The organism is Colwellia sp. KS18-150 (genome assembly GCF_057551365.1).
Genome location: NZ_BAAJMC010000003.1, coordinates 102,175 through 120,725 on the forward strand (window position 1 = coordinate 102,175; position 18,551 = coordinate 120,725).

20 protein-coding genes and 2 tRNA genes are annotated in these 18,551 nt (G+C 37.0%); 18 read left to right on the forward strand and 4 right to left on the reverse strand.

Features of this window, described 5'->3' with window-relative positions; translation table 11 throughout:
- Positions 1–350 precede the first annotated feature (350 nt).
- Positions 351–1,748: a serine hydrolase domain-containing protein gene (locus AC27IF_RS05985; protein WP_487052899.1), complete on the reverse strand. Its 1,398-nt coding sequence runs from the start codon at positions 1,746–1,748 to the stop codon at positions 351–353.
- A 217-nt stretch (positions 1,749–1,965) separates the two neighbouring features.
- Positions 1,966–3,012: a S1C family serine protease gene (locus AC27IF_RS05990; RefSeq protein ID WP_487052900.1), complete on the reverse strand. Its 1,047-nt coding sequence runs from the start codon at positions 3,010–3,012 to the stop codon at positions 1,966–1,968.
- 121 nt (positions 3,013–3,133) lie between these two features.
- Between AC27IF_RS05990 and AC27IF_RS05995 the strand changes: the two genes are divergently transcribed.
- Complete coding sequence (locus AC27IF_RS05995; protein WP_487052901.1) at positions 3,134–3,481, forward strand: hypothetical protein; 348 nt, start codon at positions 3,134–3,136, stop codon at positions 3,479–3,481.
- A gap of 27 nt (positions 3,482–3,508) precedes the next feature.
- Here AC27IF_RS05995 and trmB read toward each other — a convergent pair whose 3' ends face one another.
- The gene (trmB, locus tag AC27IF_RS06000; RefSeq protein WP_487052903.1) at positions 3,509–4,240 is read right to left on the reverse strand and encodes a tRNA (guanosine(46)-N7)-methyltransferase TrmB; all 732 of its coding nucleotides are present in this window, start codon (positions 4,238–4,240) and stop codon (positions 3,509–3,511) included.
- Positions 4,241–4,541: 301 nt separating this feature from the next.
- A complete protein-coding gene (locus AC27IF_RS06005) occupies positions 4,542–4,880 on the reverse strand; it encodes a YggL family protein (RefSeq protein WP_487052904.1) in 339 nt (112 codons plus the stop codon).
- Positions 4,881–4,997: 117 nt separating this feature from the next.
- Between AC27IF_RS06005 and mutY the strand changes: the two genes are divergently transcribed.
- The 17 genes from mutY (at position 4,998) to AC27IF_RS06090 (ending at position 18,535) form a co-directional block, all read left to right on the forward strand.
- Positions 4,998–6,098 carry an A/G-specific adenine glycosylase gene (gene mutY, locus AC27IF_RS06010; protein WP_487052905.1) on the forward strand — a complete coding sequence of 367 codons (1,101 nt, stop codon included), beginning with the start codon at positions 4,998–5,000 and terminating at the stop codon, positions 6,096–6,098.
- A 22-nt stretch (positions 6,099–6,120) separates the two neighbouring features.
- Positions 6,121–6,393 carry an oxidative damage protection protein gene (locus tag AC27IF_RS06015; protein ID WP_487052906.1) on the forward strand — a complete coding sequence of 91 codons (273 nt, stop codon included), beginning with the start codon at positions 6,121–6,123 and terminating at the stop codon, positions 6,391–6,393.
- 30 nt (positions 6,394–6,423) lie between these two features.
- Entirely contained in the window at positions 6,424–6,852 is a 429-nt protein-coding gene (locus tag AC27IF_RS06020) for a DUF4399 domain-containing protein (RefSeq protein ID WP_487052907.1), read from the forward strand.
- A gap of 136 nt (positions 6,853–6,988) precedes the next feature.
- A tRNA-Phe gene (locus tag AC27IF_RS06025) sits at positions 6,989–7,064 on the forward strand.
- A 106-nt stretch (positions 7,065–7,170) separates the two neighbouring features.
- Positions 7,171–7,246: transfer RNA gene (locus AC27IF_RS06030), tRNA-Thr, on the forward strand.
- A 482-nt stretch (positions 7,247–7,728) separates the two neighbouring features.
- On the forward strand, positions 7,729–8,229 hold the full coding sequence (locus AC27IF_RS06035; protein ID WP_487052909.1) for a DUF2878 domain-containing protein: 501 nt from the start codon (positions 7,729–7,731) through the stop codon (positions 8,227–8,229).
- Positions 8,222–8,797, forward strand: a complete 576-nt coding sequence (locus AC27IF_RS06040; protein ID WP_487052910.1) for a chalcone isomerase family protein — start codon at positions 8,222–8,224, stop codon at positions 8,795–8,797. Before AC27IF_RS06035 ends, AC27IF_RS06040 begins: the two co-directional genes overlap by 8 nt.
- Positions 8,790–9,344, forward strand: a complete 555-nt coding sequence (locus AC27IF_RS06045; RefSeq protein WP_487052912.1) for a DUF3833 domain-containing protein — start codon at positions 8,790–8,792, stop codon at positions 9,342–9,344. The genes AC27IF_RS06040 and AC27IF_RS06045 overlap by 8 nt, the downstream gene beginning before the upstream one ends.
- A gap of 315 nt (positions 9,345–9,659) precedes the next feature.
- A complete protein-coding gene (locus AC27IF_RS06050; RefSeq protein WP_487052913.1) occupies positions 9,660–11,486 on the forward strand; it encodes a fasciclin domain-containing protein in 1,827 nt (608 codons plus the stop codon).
- Between the two features lie 168 nt (positions 11,487–11,654).
- The gene (locus AC27IF_RS06055; RefSeq protein ID WP_487052914.1) at positions 11,655–12,245 is read left to right on the forward strand and encodes an LON peptidase substrate-binding domain-containing protein; all 591 of its coding nucleotides are present in this window, start codon (positions 11,655–11,657) and stop codon (positions 12,243–12,245) included.
- Between the two features lie 80 nt (positions 12,246–12,325).
- The gene (locus AC27IF_RS06060) at positions 12,326–12,943 is read left to right on the forward strand and encodes a sigma-70 family RNA polymerase sigma factor (RefSeq protein ID WP_487053325.1); all 618 of its coding nucleotides are present in this window, start codon (positions 12,326–12,328) and stop codon (positions 12,941–12,943) included.
- A complete protein-coding gene (locus AC27IF_RS06065; RefSeq protein WP_487052915.1) occupies positions 12,936–13,628 on the forward strand; it encodes a ChrR family anti-sigma-E factor in 693 nt (230 codons plus the stop codon). Before AC27IF_RS06060 ends, AC27IF_RS06065 begins: the two co-directional genes overlap by 8 nt.
- A 19-nt stretch (positions 13,629–13,647) precedes the next feature.
- Positions 13,648–14,607: a YbgA family protein gene (locus AC27IF_RS06070; protein ID WP_487052916.1), complete on the forward strand. Its 960-nt coding sequence runs from the start codon at positions 13,648–13,650 to the stop codon at positions 14,605–14,607.
- Between the two features lie 33 nt (positions 14,608–14,640).
- Positions 14,641–16,059, forward strand: a complete 1,419-nt coding sequence (gene phrB, locus AC27IF_RS06075; RefSeq protein WP_487052917.1) for a deoxyribodipyrimidine photo-lyase — start codon at positions 14,641–14,643, stop codon at positions 16,057–16,059.
- Positions 16,056–16,529 carry a nuclear transport factor 2 family protein gene (locus AC27IF_RS06080; RefSeq protein WP_487052918.1) on the forward strand — a complete coding sequence of 158 codons (474 nt, stop codon included), beginning with the start codon at positions 16,056–16,058 and terminating at the stop codon, positions 16,527–16,529. Before phrB ends, AC27IF_RS06080 begins: the two co-directional genes overlap by 4 nt.
- The gene (locus AC27IF_RS06085; RefSeq protein WP_487052919.1) at positions 16,522–17,259 is read left to right on the forward strand and encodes an SDR family NAD(P)-dependent oxidoreductase; all 738 of its coding nucleotides are present in this window, start codon (positions 16,522–16,524) and stop codon (positions 17,257–17,259) included. Before AC27IF_RS06080 ends, AC27IF_RS06085 begins: the two co-directional genes overlap by 8 nt.
- Positions 17,260–17,263: 4 nt before the next feature.
- On the forward strand, positions 17,264–18,535 hold the full coding sequence (locus AC27IF_RS06090) for an NAD(P)/FAD-dependent oxidoreductase (RefSeq protein WP_487052920.1): 1,272 nt from the start codon (positions 17,264–17,266) through the stop codon (positions 18,533–18,535).
- Positions 18,536–18,551 lie beyond the last annotated feature (16 nt).

Consider the following 18,551-nt stretch of genomic DNA (forward strand, 5'->3'; position numbering starts at 1 on the left):
TATTTCCCCTATTCATCTTTAACCTTGCTCTACTGGCAGGATGATTTTTAAAATGTTGTAATTGTATTATTGTTAGTATGTGTTTTTGCCTGTTAAATCTACAACGCTATTTGAGTGCTTAAAGTTTTTTCACTATTCACTATAAGTAAGTGAGTCAAAATAGCTTACGTATTATTAAAAAAGCCTGAGGTATTCTTAAAATAGACTGATTGATTATTGAAAAAGCGCTAAAAAATGGCAGATATAGCTGAGTTATTTATCGTCTTGTAACAAATAACATTCTATTAAATAATGTAACACTGCTTGAAAAAGTGATTATTAAAAAAGCTAATAATCACTCAGATTTATCATTACTTTACTGATGAAACGACACCAGCAAGAAGGGCTTCTATGCCCTTGTCTGCACCTGGGGTAGTAAAACCAAATCTTACTACAACAAGGTCTTTTGATGGGATCATGACAACATACTGCCCTTGGTAACCATTCATAGAGTAGGCATCATTAGGCACACTAGGCCAAGTTCTTTGTAATTCCTTATCATCAGGGTCGCCATTAAGCCAAAATTGAGCGCCATAATGATTTAACGGGTCAGTTGCAGTAGGTTTACTCGCATAGTCGCTCCAACCAATAGGTAAAATACGTTCACCAAACCAATCACCATCTTGAAGCATTAATTGTCCAAGCTTTGCCCAGTCTCTCGCTGTTGCATAGATATATGATGAGCCGATAAATGTCCCTTGGCTGTCAGGCTCTAATTGTGCACTTTTGATATTTAATGGCTTGAAAAGTTTGTTTTGCGTATATTCGTAATACTGCTGAAAGCCTCCCGAGATAGAACGTTTTATAATGGCTGAAATAATATTTGATGTGCCACTAGAATAAGCCCAGAAAGTATCAGGCTTGTGAATAACGGCTTTATTTTCGGCAAAATCACTGGCACTTGGTGCTACCGACAACATATAAGGAGCATCACTAGCACCGCCATAATTTTCGGCGAACTCTAAACCGCTACTCATGCGCAGTAATTGATCTAAAGTAATTTGCTGGTGACTTTGTTTATTCTGCCATAAAGGCACATTAGCTGGCTTATAAATATCAACTAAACCATCCTTTACTAGTAAACCTGTTTGCAAGGTGGTTATGCTTTTCGCCATAGACCAACTCAACAAAGGTGTATTTTGAGTAACATCGCTTGCATAGTACTCGGCGATAAGTTGACCTTTATAGATAACTGCCACAGCTTTTGTACGCCGGCTATCGCTTGGGAGTGGCTCTGAAAATGCCCGTTTTATGACTTCAGATAAGGCTTTATAGTTCACCCCTGCGACTTGTTCATTAACCTTTCCCTCTCCTAGTGGCCATGGTGTAGCGTAGTCGTTTCCTTGGAAAGTAAATGCTAATGGCTTGATTTCTTTTACTGTTGTCTCCTGTTCAATAGAGAGTAACGTACAGCCTATCCCCTGATAATAAACAGCTTCTCGCTCAAATAAACCCAATACATTTGTCTTAATACGTTGGTTTTTACTATCAATATCGACACTAACCAATGAAAAAGCGTCATCAACGGGAGTTAACGCCTCATCGACAATACTTTGTACTTCAAAGCCGCTAATAAAATGCCCTGAGCAAATATTTTTGGCACTAAACCCTGTTGCTGTATATAGCATGTTACTTATCTTAGGGTAAAAAACAGTGGCTAATATCGTTATAATTAACACAAAAGCGGTTATTACAATCTTCTTATTCAAGAGCGTTCCTATAATTTTTATAATGTGAACCAATTTACTGATTTCGGATAGTATTTAAACAAGCGTTTTAATATATAGCAGCCAACTTTGTCATGCAACTTAGCTAAAGCAAAAGCGTCTAGGATTTACAATTGATAAAAAAACACATCAAGCTTTTACAATAAAAAACTTGATGCGTTTAAGAAGTGATTACGAGGAGGGATAAATAATCGATAAATTAGAAACGATCAGACTCAACTTTCCAGTAAACGGTTTTTACTTCTCCTGCCCTTAAGAAAGTAAATGAAATTTCATCACCTTTTTTCACATCAGCCATACGTTGTTTGATCTTTATTGCTGACTCAATGTCGGTAATTTTATGGCCGTTTATTGATAACAAAATATCGCCACCAAGTAACAAAGAAGTATGCCCGATAGTAACGCTAATATTGCCTCCTTTAAAGCCAAGCTTATCAGCTAAAGTACGCGGTACAACATGCTGAATTAACATGCCATGACCAGAAGCATTATTTAGCGCGTAAGACTGTTGCTTATTAAGAAGAAAAGGAATAAAACCAGAAAAAGTACCAGGGTCGCTGTCCATAATGTCATGAATGGTGTCAATTGAAACAACAAAGCCTAAACCGTTGCTACCACCACTTTTTGATAAGATATGACTAACAATACCAATGATTTCACCTTGGCTATTGAACATTGGCCCACCAGAATTACCAACATTAATTGATGCATCAGTTTGCAATAAGCGTGGGGTGATGTCTGTGGCCGGAATTTGTTTACCATCACGAATACCACTTAAATAACCAACAGATAAGCTATGACTAACACCATATGGCGCACCAATAACAACAACTTGCTCACCTATTTGATAATCATTCGACTTAGCTAATTTCAACGGCTGGATATGCTCAGGCACATCAACAGCTTGGATCATCGCTAAATCAATCATAGACTCAACCCAAACAACATGACCGCTAGTTTTAGTACCATCGGCATAGACCACTTCAATTTCAGTAGCTCTATCAACAACATGAGCAGCTGTTAAAATTCGACCTTTGTCATTAATTAATGCGCCTGAGCCTAAAGAGCCAGATACGTTAGCTTTATACGAGGCTTGTCCCGGTTTTGGATCAGCTAATGCTTTAACGTGCAATTCTACCACTGCAGGGTTAACTGATTTATAAAGCTTTTGAATGGTGTTATCTGCACTAGCGCAGGAAGTAATAAAAATGAGACTAGTGAGTAAAATAACTTTCATGATGTGCATAACTTTTGAAAAATCCTTATTTAAAATTGTCGTATACTGTAACGAATATAAAAAAAATAATCAGATATTTTATTAGCAAGAATTGTTATTATCTTTCCATATTCGTTAACAGAGAAAAACAATGCAATTTATCCAAATTATCGCAGTATTGGCATTAAGCGCATTAGCTTGGTTAATTTGGCAGTTAGTTAAAGCCAAACAATTTAACCAATTTAAACAAAAGATTGAAGATGAATTAAAAGATAAAGTGATTAACAAAATCATTGAAGATTTAGAACAAAGCAGATGCGATGTGTTCCCGAATAATGCATGCCATCAAGAGGCAACCATTTTTTATTGGACACAATATAAAAGCCGCATTTTACATGCGGCTTTAGAAAGAGAAATAATTACGGAGCAATGGTTAAAAGACTCAGGTAACCTACGTAATGCTCAGCATTTATTTTATGTCGAAAAAGCGTTTAACTAAGAATTCAAGTTATTGCAATCAACAAAGTTACACTTTAGCAAATTGTAAATCCCAAACACCATGACCTAAACGTTGACCACGATTTTCAAACTTCGTTAACGGACGAGAATCAGGTCGTGGTACATAATCATTGGTCTGTGATAAATTTTTATACCCTTGAGCGCTTTGCATATCTTCTAGCATACATTCAGCGTAATTCTCCCAATCTGTTGCCATATGAAAAACACCAGCAGATTTAAGTTTTTGGCGAATAGTTTCCACAAATTCAGCAGAAACAATACGACGCTTATGATGCTTCTTTTTATGCCATGGATCAGGAAAGAAAAGTTGCACGGTATCTAAACTATTATCAGCGATACAGTCCGCTAAGATCTCAATAGCATCGTGCTCATATACTTTTAAGTTGCTTACACCTTCATCCACTGCCAGAGATATACATGCACCTACGCCCGGCTTATGCACTTCTATGCCAATAAAGTTCACTTCAGGCGCAGATTTAGCCATTTCAACTAATGACTTCCCCATCCCGAAACCAATTTCTAACGTTATCGGGTTGTCATTACCGAACAAGGCTTTAACATCAATTAGGCCTGCTTCATGGGTTAACCCCATCGTAGCCCAATGATCATTCAATGCACGTTCTTGCCCTTTTGTTAACCGACCTTCACGTTTAACAAAACTACGCACTTTACGAATATATTTACCTTCTTGCTCTGCCTGCTCTAAGGTTTTATGTACTTTTTTATTTTCTTCTGTCATAGGTTTTCTTCAATATAACTATTCTTTATTCTCAATAATTTGGGTGTCCCAAAAACTATCAAGATGTTTGTAATCAAGCTTTCTCTGAACAAATACTGCAAAGTACTACTTATGCAAGTTCTTCTAAACAAGTGAGTTTTAGGCAAAGCTGTCAAGGTATTTTTTAGCGGTTTTATTTACTGCTTGAAAATACCACTGAGAGAATTAAAAACAATTTAGGCAAGGCAAGTAAAAGCAGAAATAGTTACTCATATTTCAAATTTACTTAACGTAGTATAAATTGTTTTTAAACACTCAGAATTTATTCAGCCCACCACACATCGTATAGGGGACTTACTGCCACTTGAGTAGCACCGTTATCGGTTAACCAAGACTCAACTGCATTTCTTTGCTCATCGGTACAAGAGCCTAATCTTTGAGTACAGATTAAACCATGCCATAACGTATCACCTTCGCCACCAAAACCTAAACCGTTAGGTTGAATAACCTCAGCGAAGAATTTATCGATAAAAGCATCAAGCTCTTCACTTGTGATCCCATCGTTAAGTTGCCAAGCAACATCAAAACCTAATTCTTTAAACTCATCAACACGAAGTTTTTTTCGCAGACGCATACTGCGGTTTTTGGCATTTAATTTCATCAGGAAACCTTATTAATAATAATTGGCGATATTATACAGAGGATAATAGCCTCAATAAAACTATTTTTGAGTGCTAGTAGCCTTTTGGTTACACTAGCCAAAAAATTTTAAAAAGTAATGACCATTAAAACTCAAATATCAAACCAGTCAGCAAATTATTTTGGTAAGCAAGTCGTCTCTTGGTATCACCAACAAGGCAGAAAACATTTGCCTTGGCAACAAAATAAAACGCCTTATCGTGTATGGATTTCTGAAATCATGTTGCAGCAAACCCAAGTGGCCACTGTGATTCCTTACTACCAAAGATTTATGGATAGCTTCCCTACCATTAAAGATTTGGCTATTGCTGATGAAGACACAGTACTACACCATTGGACGGGCTTAGGTTATTACGCTCGAGCTCGTAACTTACATAAAGCCGCAAAATTAATCGTCAGTGAACATCAAGGCACTTTTCCAGAAAATATAGATGATGTGATCGCGCTGCCTGGCATAGGACGCTCTACTGCCGGCGCAATTTTGTCTTTAGCGTTAAATCAGCACCAACCTATTTTAGATGGTAACGTAAAGCGCGTACTTGCCCGTTGTTATTTAGTCGCAGGTTATAATGGCTTATCTGCTTTTGATAAAAGCTTATGGCAACTTACCGAGCAGTTAACCCCTGCAGTGGAAACAGCTAGCTTCAATCAAGCAATGATGGACTTAGGTGCAACAGTTTGTACTCGCAGCAAGCCTAAGTGCGAACTTTGCCCTATTCAAACAAGCTGTTTAGCGCTTGCAAGTGACGAGCAAAGCAATTATCCCCAGAAAAAGCCTAAGAAAAAGATCCCCGAAAAAAGCACTATTATGGTTATTCCTAAAATGGCAACTGAGAACACAAGCCAAGTATTAATGGAAAAGCGTCCACCAACGGGAATTTGGGGTGGATTATGGTGTTTTTATGAAGTGACAAAACACGCTGAAATAGCAGACTTATTAGCTTCACTACAACTGCAAGAGCAATCAAGAGAAGCCTTGACCTCATTCAGACATACATTTAGTCATTTTCATTTGGATATAGAACCCATTGTCATTAATTGCCAGCCTAGTGCGGTAGCGCAAATAAAACCAGAAATTAACGAACAACAACCACAAAAATGGTATGATTTAGCCATTGAAGCCAACGTTGGTTTGGCAGCATCTACCCAAAAGCTAATAAACCAATTAAAGTATAATTAATCCAAGTAAACGAGAAAACATTATGAGTCGCACAGTATTTTGTCAGAGTTTAAAAAAAGACGCCGAAGGTCTAGGCTTTCAGTTATACCCCGGTGAAGTGGGAAAACGTATTTTTGATAATATTTCAAAAGAAGCTTGGGGACATTGGCAAAAAAAACAAACCATGCTAATTAACGAGAAAAAAATGAATATGATGAACCCTGACGATCGTGCTTTTCTAGAAGCCGCCATGTTAGCGTATTTATTTGAAGGAATAGAGCCAACGATTGATGGTTATGTTCCACCGTCAACATAATACTTAACGAATATTCAATAAGGAAAGAAAATGAAAAAAATAATAATGGTACTAACTCTTGCGCTTGCAACGTTAAGCACAGCGGTATTTAGTCATGGACATACTTCAACAGCTCCTGCCAACGCTAAAGTATATTTTATCTCGCCTTTAGATGGACAAACTGTTTCAACAACATTTACGGTTAAATTCGGTTTAAGTGGTATGGGCGTATCCCCTGCTGGTATTGAAAAAAACAATACCGGTCATCATCACTTGTTAATTGATACGGACACTTTACCTGATATGAGCCTTCCTTTACCGGCAACAGATAAACTTAAACACTTTGGTGGTGGTCAAACTGAAACACAAATAACACTTGCACCAGGAAAACATACGCTACAATTGGTGTTAGGTAATCATTTACATATTCCACATGAAAAGCCTGTTTTGTCAGAAAAGATCACAATTACTGTTAAATAAACAACAATAAGCATAATAAAACAGCAAACAAACCTGTTTTATAAAAAAGTTGTAAAAAAACAGTTGACGAACAAAGTGAAAAACAGTTTAATACGCCCCGTCTTAACGAGGCAGCAAAAACGCTTCGAATAGAGATGCCCCGATAGCTCAGTTGGTAGAGCAGAGGATTGAAAATCCTCGTGTCCCTGGTTCAATTCCGGGTCGGGGCACCATTTAAAGAAATGGTGCTTTTTTTCCCTTAGAAATAAAACATTGTTTCGGTGCCAAGATAGTTAGTTATTACTTAGTAAAAATTGATTATCGCACACAGTTTTGTGTGCCGACTTAGCTCAGTTGGTAGAGCAACTGACTTGTAATCAGTAGGTCGCCAGTTCGACTCCGGCAGTCGGCACCATTCATAACGAAGCCTCAGCATTTATGTTGAGGCTTTTTTATTTGTAAAATTTAAATCTGCTTAGCTACTGATTTATCAGTAGCTAAGCAGATTTAACAGTTCGACTCCGGCAGTCTGTACTATTCATTCTAGCCCACACTTCGGTTAGGGCTTTTTTGTATCTAGCGCTTGGTCGTATTCTATAGTCAATTCACTAGTACCAATAAAACCATCTACCCCACCTATTCTGTAGCCTATACCTGATTTAATCCTGTCATACCAAGAACCTTACTTTTACAAGCTAGGCACGAAATGCACACCATTTAGGATTACCCGTTCCTTAATAAAGAAAGGGGTACTAATCTTACCTAAGGTAAATGAATTAAAATTGATTCACTAATCGTAAACTTATTAAATATTCGATACATCTAACCTAAAAGTAAACCCAAACGGCTTTAGCTTCGTATTAGTTTCAAAAGCTCAGTTATTCTTAGGTGACTTTCGTGTTTATTATTAATGTTATTGGCTTTGATTTAGCTTGGTTTGGTTTAGTGTATTGGGGGAATTTCTTCATACCTGTTGCATTAATAATGCTAGGACTTCACTTCTACTTTATATCTAAAGCCAAGGCTAAAGAGTTTTACTTAATTTGTGCAGTAACGGTTATAGGAATAGTGGTTGATTCTCTGTTGCAATACTTAGGCGTATTTGTTTTCCCACAAGGACAAATGATGCCTTTTTGGTTAATCACTTTATGGTTTTGTTTTGCTTCAACCCTTTGCCATAGCTTGAAGTTTTTACAAAGTTCGAAGTTATTTCAAGGTCTTGCCGGAGCTTTATTGGCCCCTATAAGTTACCTAGCAGGCAACGAGATGAATGCAGTATCTTTCGGCTTTACGGTGACAAACACTTTTGTCATTCTGTCAGTTATTTGGGGGCTACTAATGATCCTGTTCTTCTCGTTGAAATCGTACTTAATTCAAGAGGAGTTACGCTATGTATAAAGCATTTATTAGTATTCTTTTATATTTTTGTATCCATTCATTCGTGTGGGGCGAACCTAATTCACCGTTACAATTAGATGACAGCTTCTCAGGTGAAGCTAGCCTCGAATCAGTTTTGGCTGCCCAACCATTTATTACTACAGGTAGCGCAACCTTTTCTATTTTATTTTGGGATTTATATCAAAGCCAATTAAAAACAACGTCGGGGCACTACCCTATTTCTGTTGAGAGTGATGAGCTGATATTTCAAATTAGTTATTTTGCCGATATATCTAATCAAGACTTAATTATGCGAACTATTGAACAATGGCAGCATCAAGGCGTTCCGCAAAAAGCCTATCAAGATTACATTGAAGCACTAACAGCTATTTGGCCAAACATTAAAAAAGGAGACAATTTAGCCATGTTAATGCAAAAAGATAAAAGTGTGTTTTATTTCAACAACCAATATATCGGTACAATTAACGATGATATTTTTGGTCAGCTATTCGTCGACATTTGGCTTGATGAAAGTACCAGTGAGCCCAAATTGCGAGCGCAATTATTAGGAGGTGATAACCATGAATAATGTTATTAAAATGACTTTAATCGCTATGATGATGTTTTTCCTTTATGGCTGTTCAACGGATATAGAACAATATAAAAAGGTTGAAAAGCCCTTTGATATTAAGACCTATTTTACCGGGCATGTGCTTGCTTGGGGTATTGTACAGAATTACTCCGGTCAAGTTACTCGACGCTTTTGTGTCGAAATTCAAGGAAGTTGGCAAGGTGATGAAGGGTTGCTAGCTGAAAAATTCTACTTTGATGATGGTGAAATCACTTATCGAAACTGGCAACTGGTCAAACTGGCAAATGGCGCTTATCAAGGAACGGCTGAAGATGTTATCGGTACAGCAAGTGGTCAACATGTCGGCTTTGCTTTTCATTGGCAGTATAGTTTAGAGGTACCAGTCGATGATGATGTTTATATACTTCATTTAGATGATTGGATGTATCAACTAAATAGAGATCGCGTGGTAAATAAAACTAAAATGAAAAAGCTAGGCATAACAGTTGCCGATATAACATTATTCTTTGATAAATCTATGCCTGATAAACGTTGCCAAGATTAAAAATATAAACCTTTCTTGCTTCACCTCTTACGTTACTTCATTACTTTAATTTGGGCGCTAAATTATCATTTTATCTCATTAACACGACTTAGGATGTTAATTCATATGTAAAGTTAACATCCTAAAACAAAATAACATCAACCATCAACCAGTGTTTTATAATGCTTTTATACAGTGTGAAAACATCATACATACGAACAATACTCAACTTGAGATCACAATAAAAAATATCTTTTTTTTAATATTAAAAGTGATCAAAATTAATTACCTCCTCGTAAATAATGATGGAAATTAATTAAATTGAGGGGAACACCCGTGAATAAATTCAAACTGTTATGCATAACCTTAGCAAGTGTCGTTTTATTACAAGCATGTAATGATGACGATGATAATACTGTAGCCGTTGCTGATGAACCTATGGTAAGCAAGACTATAGTAGATACAGCAGTTACTGCCGGAAACTTTACCACACTCGTTGCGGCACTAGAGGCTACCGGTCTAGACGCAACACTTAGTGATACCAGTCAAAAATTTACCGTTTTTGCCCCTACAGATGAAGCATTCGCCTTGTTGGGTCAAGAAACTATCGATAGCTTGTTAATGGATACAGACAAGTTATCAGATATCTTAACCTACCATGTGATTAGCGGTGAGGTACCTGCCAGTACAGCAATTTCGCTTGCAGGTACAAAAGTCGCCATGGTCAATGGTGACGAAGTTGGTTTATCTCTTTCTGATGGTAGTTTACTGATTAATACAGTCACAGTAACGAGTACAGATATTGTTGCCGATAATGGTATAATACATGTAATAGATGCTGTGTTACTTCCGCCAGCGGATATGATGGAACCAACAATGAATATTGTTGATACAGCTATTGCCAATGGTAGCTTTACTACCTTAGTTACTGCTTTACAGGCAACTAACTTAGATGCAGTATTAGCTGATGAAAGCACCAATTTTACCGTATTTGCCCCAACAGATGACGCGTTCGCACTCATTGATGAAAAAACCATGAGCACATTGTTAGCTAATCCTGACGTATTATCTAGCATTCTTTTACAACACGTAGTTTCTGGCGTAAAAGTTGATGCCGTGACAGCATTTACTTTAAATGGCACTTCAGTAGAAACCGCATCAATGGCTATGCAACCCTTAATGATTAATACCATGACCGATATGTTAACTTTTGGTGGTGCTAATATTATTATGAAAGACATTCATACAACCAACGGTATCATCCATGTAATAGATGCAGTGATTGTTGGAGAAGTAGAGATTCCTGCTCACATGAGTTTAGTAGAAGTAGCCGTTGCAAATGGCAACTTTACCACGCTAGCATCAGCATTACAGTCAACAGGTTTAGACTCTGTGCTTGGTGATCTTGATAATAATTATACGGTATTCGCACCAACGGATGCTGCATTCGCCAAACTGCCAGCTGGCACCTTGGATAGTTTAACTAACGAACAACTTTCTGATATTCTTTTATATCATGTACTACCTAATAAAGTGATGTCTGATGCGGCTATTTCTTTAGCTCAAACAACCGATAATATGGCAACAACAGCTGAGGGAAGTTCAATTGCATTATCCTTTGCTAATAGCATGCTTTTTGCTAATGGCGCAAAAGTAAGTACTGCTGATGTATTGGCAACTAATGGTGTTATTCATGTAGTAGATACGGTTATCTTACCACCTACTTCCGTTGATATGTCATCTCAAACCATTGTAGATGTTGCGGTAGCAGACCCAGATAACTTTTCAACCTTAGTAACAGCGTTAACTGCTGCTGATTTAGTTACTACATTAGCTGATGAAGAAGCGAATTTCACTGTATTTGCGCCAACCAATGCTGCTTTTGATAAAATTGACTCAGCAGCTTTAACATCACTTCTAGCAGATACCACAGCATTAACTAATGTGTTATTGACACACGTAGTAAGTGATAGTGCAATCACCGCTCTTGATGCTTATGCTGCTAATGGTATGTCATTAACGACAGCTTCAGGTAGTGACGTGGCGGTTAGTATCGACGCAGAAAGCGGGATGCTAATGATTGGCGGTGCTAAAGTAACGATGACTGAAATACAAACCAGTAACGGCATTATTCATGTTATTGATACCGTAATCCTAAACTAACCCGACTTAGCTCCTTGTTGTAAATTTTGCCCCTATATAGGGGCTTTTTTATATTTAGAAACTGAATTTATCTTGATTATCTCTTTGAAATCGCACGACTAGAAATATCATAGAGATAAAAATCACCTTAGGTTGATCGCCTGAGCGAGTTGTAACGTATGAAGTAGTATGAAAAATATAATAGAACAAGATATTAGCTATTTATCGTTACCGATATTTCCCTTATCGGTTTTTATTCTGCCTGAGGGAAGGTTGAGGTTAAGAATATTCGAAGCTAAATACACCAAAATGTTGAGCTTGATATCGGCACATCAAACGTTTGTTATTCAACTTACCTCAACGACTGAAGACATAAAACATAACGATTGGGGCAGCCTTGTAAAAATACAGGATTTCAATCAGGGAGATGATGGTTTGTTAGAGATTGATGTTCACTGTTGCTCACTAGTTCAAATATCAAATATTAAGTTTGATGAAAATAGCTTAGCATTTGCCAAGGTTAAACCTTTGGAGCATTGGTCTCAAAACAATGTCAATGACAGTTTGACTTCTTCAGATTTAGAAAAAGCGCTGAACGAGGTAATCAACAGTAATGCCTTATTAAGTCGTTTATATCAGCATAGACTACTAAAAAGTAGTCACTGGGTCATTGCAAGGTGGTTAGAAATCTTACCCGTTAGCTTAACGGTAAAAAATCAATTTGTTCTGGAAAATAACTTTTCTCAAGCAAAAGGTTTTGTTAATGACGTCATTATTTAAAATAATTTTAAATTTGAGTGATCTTTTACAGCTTACCAACGTATAGGTAATTAAATGATTATTAATTGGTATTTACAGTGATGCAAACTAACTTGCTATACACCAAGACAAATGCTAAATCTATTAAGATGAAGAATGAAATAGATCACTCTCAGCTTTGCTTGAAACTAAACGCTGTCGCACAAAGCAGAGATAAGCAAGCTTTTACAGTTTTGTTTAAGTTCTTTGCACCCAAAATTTTATGTATAGCTCGTGGTAAATTTCCAAACGAAGCACAAGCTAATGAAGTGGTTCAAGAAACCATGAGTAATGTTTGGCGTAAAGCTCACCTTTTTAATGCTGACAAAGGTGCTGCTACCACGTGGGTTTATACAATTATGCGTAATGTCACCTTTGATATGCTGCGTAAAATTAAGGGTAACAAAGAAGATAATCTAAGTGATGACATCTGGCCAATTGCTGAAAATATGGTTAGTGAAGACGACAGCTTTAATGACCACCTAGCTCAAGATAATTTACTCAGTGTTATCGATACACTGCCAGAAGCCCAGCGTGAAGTGGTAAAAGGTTTCTACTTCATGGAAATGTCCCAAGAACAATTAGCTGTTAAATTAAATTTACCTATAGGTACGATTAAATCGAGGTTGCGCTTAGCACTCGCTAAACTCAAAGTGCAGTTAGGAGAAGATCATGATTAAACATCACCCTACATTTGAGTTACTCAAATCATTCGTTGATGGCGACTTACCGGCATCATTATCAGCAGGAATCGCTATTCACGCTGACATGTGTCCAGCTTGCCAGCGTCAAATTGCACAATTAACAGACCAAGTGGCAGAAGCTAGTTTTGAGTTTGAAGAAGCTTATCTTGATCGATTTATTGTTGACAGTAGTGAGGATATTGCAGATATGCCAGTCATCAATTTTGATCAAATGATTGATGATATAACCGCAACAGAAGATCTAGCCAAGAACGTAGTAAAAACGGAAAAGCAGATATCATTTAATGAGCAATCATATATTTTACCACATGCACTTCATAATATGGAACTTGGCAGAACAGCACACATTGGTAAACTATCTCGAGCACGCATTCAGCTTGAAGAAAATGAAATTCATACCAGCTTATTGCACATTGAACCAGGTGGCGGTGTGCCCGAGCATACACACAAAGGGTTCGAGTTAACTTTATTGCTTGACGGTTCTTTTGAAGACGAAAACGGTCACTATGAAAAAGGTGATTTCATTATGTTAAGTGGTGACCATCAACATCATCCAATTTCAACTGAGGGTTGCTTATGTTACACCGTAGCAAACGATGCATTGCATTTCACTCAAGGTATTAACAAATTACTTAATCCAATAGGTTCGTTTATTTATTAAATATACTAAGGAGTTAGCTATGATCCTTAAAGTTGACAAAAAAGATCTACATATTGGTATTAGCGCTTGTTTAATGGGTGAAAACGTACGTTTTGACGCCAGTAATAAGCCTTCAAAATTTTGTATTAACGAACTTTCTCAGCATGTAAGCTTTAAAAGTTTTTGTCCTGAGGTTGCAATAGGTTTACCTATACCAAGAAAAACTATCAGACAAATTAAACAGAATGATTTAATCACTGTTTCTAGGCCAGATGGCAGTGGAGATGTTACTCAATCTTTAATTACTTACGGTAAAAAAGTGGCTGGTTTAACTAAAAACCTTAGTGGCTATATCTTTTGTGCGAAAAGTCCTACCTGCGGGATGGAACGTGTAAAAATTTACAGCCCAGAAGGCAATGCCTTAAAGGCTGACGGGGTTGGAGTTTTTGCGAAAGAAATAATGACGGCAAATCCGTTATTACCATGTGAAGAAAACGGACGCCTCAATGACCCTTTGATTAGGGAAAACTTTATTGCCCGGATATATGCTTATAAACACTGGCAGCAATTAACAGAGTCAGGCTTAACGAAACATAAACTCACCAGTTTTCATAGCCAATATAAGTATACTGTAATGAGTCACGATTTAATTGCTTACAAACAGTTAGGACAATTATTGGCTCGTTCAGATATAGCGTTAGAGCAAATGGCAGAGCAATATATTAGCGGTTTAATGCTAGCCCTTAAAACACTGGCAACAAGAAAAAAACATGCTAATACCTTGGCACATATTCAAGGTTATTTCTCTAAACACCTTAAATGCAATGAGCGTAAAGAATTAACGCAACAAATACATGATTATCGATTAGGTTTGGTACCTTTAATGGCACCACTAACTTTGATAAAGCACTATCTTTTACAATACCCAAAAAATTATTTAGCAAAGCAAGCTTACTTATCGCCTTATCCTGAACAGTTAAGACTAAGGTACGCATACTAAGCCAATTTTCTCAATAAACGCTAAGGAATATCTGTGTTACTTTGGCTCAGAAATGATTTAAGAACCCACGACAACCCAGCCTTACATTACTTTTTAAACCATAAAAAGTCTGAAGATTACGGTAAGGCTATTTTCTTTGTTTCAAAAGCTCAATGGCGACAACATCATTGGTCGGAGATAAAAATAGATTTTATCTTAAGACATGCTTTTTCCCTGGTTAAAGAACTCGCTAATGTAGGTATTGAACTCGACATCGTTCATGTTGATACCTTTGCTGAGCAACAAAAATATATACAAGAGTATTGCCATCAATATGCAATAACCCAAGTGATTGCCAACGCCGAACTTGAGTTTAACGAACAACAACGTGATAAAGCACTTATTGAAAACGGGGTCAATTTAACACTTTTTGAATCTGATGTTATTGTGCCAAAAGGAAAAATACTCACCAAATCGAACACTATGTTTAAAGTGTTTACCCCCTTTAAGCACGCTTGGCTAAAGTATGTACTAATTAATGGTTTTGAATATTTAGGAAAAATTCAAGCAACTGAAAATGCAGAAGTTTATGCTCAAATTAATGGTGACAATGACATTGAAAATTCGCCCTCAAAGCATTGGCCACTTGCCGATGAATTTGAGCAAGAAGTATTAACTCACTTTATTAATCACAAGCATCAACATTATAAAAAGCAAAGAGACATTCCTAGTATAAAAGGAACTTCAGGTATATCTCCTTATTTAGCTGCTGGTGTTATTAGCCCGAGGTATGTTTTAAGACTTCTACTCAATCATTGGCCTGATTTATTATTGGAGAGTGATAGTGAAAATTTCAGCTGGCTCAATGAAATAGTTTGGCGAGAGTTTTATCGCCATTTATTATTTCACCGCCCAGCACTATCGAAACATCATTGCTTCAAAGAAAAATATCAACAGGTTCGCTGGCCTAATAATCCAAAACATTTTGAGGCATGGAAACAAGGGCGAACCGGTTACCCCATTATAGATGCAGCCATGAGACAACTAAACACCAAGGGCTGGATGCATAATAGGCTTCGTATGTTAACGGCAAGCTTTCTCACTAAACATCTTTTAATAGATTGGCGTTGGGGAGAGCAGTATTTTATGGAGCAGCTTATCGATGGGGACTTGGCTGCTAATAATGGCGGCTGGCAATGGTCTGCTAGTACTGGTTGTGATGCTCAACCCTATTTTCGAGTATTTAATCCTATCAGGCAAAGTGAGAAGTTTGATCCTTTTGGTCAATTCATTCGTATTTATTTGCCAGAACTTATCGCTGTGCCAGATAAAGAGATACATTTTCCACACAAGTATCTAAAGAAACATCAACTCGATGTTTATTGGCCAGCGATTGTTGAACATGGTATTGCAAGAATTGATGCCATAACGTTCTACCAATCTATTGAAAGAAGTAATGAAGGAAAGATATGAGTGTGCAATTAAACATTGTTGATAAAGATAAACAGCAACAACTACCTTGGTTAGATAACTTTATCGAAACCTATAGCCAGTTGTCGATTGATAACCTGCATTTATTGGATAAATTATATCACCAAGATATTATCTTTATTGATCCTATGCATTCATTAGAAGGCATAGACAAGTTGAAAGCCTACTTTGAAAATCTTTATAGTAATCTTGTAAGTTGTAAATTTACTATAGTGCAGGTAATTCATGAGGGTAACCAAGCTGCAATTTATTGGCAAATGCAATTTTGCCACCCTAAGTTAAATAAAGGACATGAAATTGAAGTGTCTGGTAGCTCCCAAATCCAAGGGGTTGACGATAAAATCATTTATCACAAAGACTTTGTTGATGTTGGCGCGATGCTTTATGAACACATTCCATTTATTGGTAAATTAATTGCTTTTATAAAGCGTAGAGCAAGTAAACATGAATAAGACCAATTTAAATGCTCAAGGTAAAATAGTACTGATTACAGGTGCTACATCGGGCATCGGTCTAGCTTTATACCAGCACTATAGTAAGTTAGGTTATCAAGTTATCACCTGTGGACGAAATAGGCAGAAGTTAGAGAAATTAACTCCGCATGCCGCAGTACATTTAGTTTTTGATGTTAATGATGTCGGTGCTGTTAAAACTGCCGCCGAAAAAATTGGATATATTGAAATCCTTATTCTTAATGCTGGCACTTGCCTTTATATTGATAACGCTAAGCAATTTGATGGTAAAAGCTTTAGGGAAGTTATCAATACCAACTTAGTCGCCATGGGAGCTCTATTAGAGTGTTTTTTACCTAAGGTGGTTTCAGGTGGTCAACTGGCATTGATCAGTTCAAGCGCAACCATTTTACCTTTTGCTCGTGCAGAAGCTTATGGCGCGTCAAAAGCAGGAATAGACTACTTAGCCAATAGCTTAAGAATTGACCTAACTAGAGAACTCATTGACGTTTGTCTCATTCACCCTGGCTTTATAAAAACCCCATTAACCGATAAAAATAACTTCCCCATGCCATTTTTACTCACAGCAGAACAAGCTGCAGAAAGGATATATCAAGGCATTAAACGAAGAAAGCATTATCTGCACTTTCCAAAACGCTTAACTTTACTTTTAAAGCTGTTAGCTATATTACCGCAGTCATTTAGTAGTTCACTACTGAGCAAGGATTAAATACATGAAAAATATCGCCATTATAGGGTCAGGCATTTCAGGGTTAACCGCGGCATACCTATTATCAAAGAAGCATCATGTTACTGTTTTTGAAAAAAACTCAATCATTGGTGGCCATACTGCTACCGTTGATGTGTCTTTAGAACAACAAAATTATGCCATTGATACCGGATTCATTGTTTTTAATAATAAAACATACCCTAATTTTTTAGCTTTACTGAGCGAAATAGGTATTGATAAACAAGAAACTGAAATGAGTTTTTCAGTGCATAACAGTAAAACAGGCTTAGAGTATAATGGTCATAACCTTGATTCTTTGTTCTCGCAAAGGCGAAATATCTTTAGACCTAGGTTCTGGATGTTAATCAAAGAAATTTTACGTTTTAACAAACTCTGCAAAGAAATTTATCAGAAAAACAACTATAAACCGGAGCTAACCCTAGGTGACTTTTTATCTACTCACCGCTTTAGTTCCTTTTTTTCTGAGCATTATATTCTACCAATGGGCGCGGCAATTTGGTCAAGTTCTCTGGCACAAATGGAAGCATTTGAATTTCAATTTTTTGTCAAATTTTTCTATAACCACGGCTTACTTAACATACAAGATAGGCCACAATGGTACGTTATTCCAAACGGCTCACGTAGCTATTTAACACCATTGTGTCAGCCTTTTTCACACAATATCCATGTAAACGTTAATATTAAAGCCATTACCAGAACAATAAATGGTATCACCGTTCAATTTGATGATTCACCAGAGCAATATTTCGATGAGGTTGTTATTGCTTGCCATTCAGATCAAGCTTTAGCCCTTTTATCTGATGCCAGTGAAGGTGAAAGAAAAATTTTATCCGCGATGCCGTATAAAGCTAACTCAGTAGTGCTGCATACTGATACTAAAATGTTACCTAAACGAAAGAAAGCTTGGGCAAGCTGGAATTATCAATTAAGTAATAATCGCGACGCTGACGCTAGCGTTACTTATAATATGAATATTTTACAAGGTATTAAGTCACCTCATACTTTTTGCGTTACCTTAAACCAAAAGAAAACAATTGACCCCGATAAAATCTTAAAAGAGTTTACTTACCATCATCCTGTTTTCTCATTGCAATCATGCCAAGCACAACAACAAAGGCATTTAATTTGTGGCAAGCGCAATACTCACTTTGCTGGCGCATATTGGCATAACGGTTTTCATGAAGATGGCGTAAAGAGTGCTATTGAAGTCGCTGAACGTTTTGGTTGCGCCCTCAGTTTAGCAACTAAAGGCTAAGCTAATGGCGAACGTT

Excerpts from the sequence above, each read along its gene's own strand:
- AC27IF_RS05990 (WP_487052900.1), bottom strand. The coding sequence starts at position 3,012 with ATGCACATCATGAAAGTTATTTTACTCACTAGTCTCATTTTTATTACT.
- AC27IF_RS05995 (WP_487052901.1), top strand. The coding sequence starts at position 3,134 with ATGCAATTTATCCAAATTATCGCAGTATTGGCATTAAGCGCATTAGCT.
- trmB (WP_487052903.1), bottom strand. The coding sequence starts at position 4,240 with ATGACAGAAGAAAATAAAAAAGTACATAAAACCTTAGAGCAGGCAGAG.
- AC27IF_RS06005 (WP_487052904.1), bottom strand. The coding sequence starts at position 4,880 with ATGAAATTAAATGCCAAAAACCGCAGTATGCGTCTGCGAAAAAAACTT.
- mutY (WP_487052905.1), top strand. The coding sequence starts at position 4,998 with ATGACCATTAAAACTCAAATATCAAACCAGTCAGCAAATTATTTTGGT.
- AC27IF_RS06015 (WP_487052906.1), top strand. The coding sequence starts at position 6,121 with ATGAGTCGCACAGTATTTTGTCAGAGTTTAAAAAAAGACGCCGAAGGT.
- AC27IF_RS06020 (WP_487052907.1), top strand. The coding sequence starts at position 6,424 with ATGAAAAAAATAATAATGGTACTAACTCTTGCGCTTGCAACGTTAAGC.
- AC27IF_RS06040 (WP_487052910.1), top strand. The coding sequence starts at position 8,222 with ATGTATAAAGCATTTATTAGTATTCTTTTATATTTTTGTATCCATTCA.
- AC27IF_RS06045 (WP_487052912.1), top strand. The coding sequence starts at position 8,790 with ATGAATAATGTTATTAAAATGACTTTAATCGCTATGATGATGTTTTTC.
- AC27IF_RS06055 (WP_487052914.1), top strand. The coding sequence starts at position 11,655 with ATGAAAAATATAATAGAACAAGATATTAGCTATTTATCGTTACCGATA.
- AC27IF_RS06060 (WP_487053325.1), top strand. The coding sequence starts at position 12,326 with ATGCAAACTAACTTGCTATACACCAAGACAAATGCTAAATCTATTAAG.
- AC27IF_RS06065 (WP_487052915.1), top strand. The coding sequence starts at position 12,936 with ATGATTAAACATCACCCTACATTTGAGTTACTCAAATCATTCGTTGAT.
- AC27IF_RS06070 (WP_487052916.1), top strand. The coding sequence starts at position 13,648 with ATGATCCTTAAAGTTGACAAAAAAGATCTACATATTGGTATTAGCGCT.
- AC27IF_RS06080 (WP_487052918.1), top strand. The coding sequence starts at position 16,056 with ATGAGTGTGCAATTAAACATTGTTGATAAAGATAAACAGCAACAACTA.
- AC27IF_RS06085 (WP_487052919.1), top strand. The coding sequence starts at position 16,522 with ATGAATAAGACCAATTTAAATGCTCAAGGTAAAATAGTACTGATTACA.
- AC27IF_RS06090 (WP_487052920.1), top strand. The coding sequence starts at position 17,264 with ATGAAAAATATCGCCATTATAGGGTCAGGCATTTCAGGGTTAACCGCG.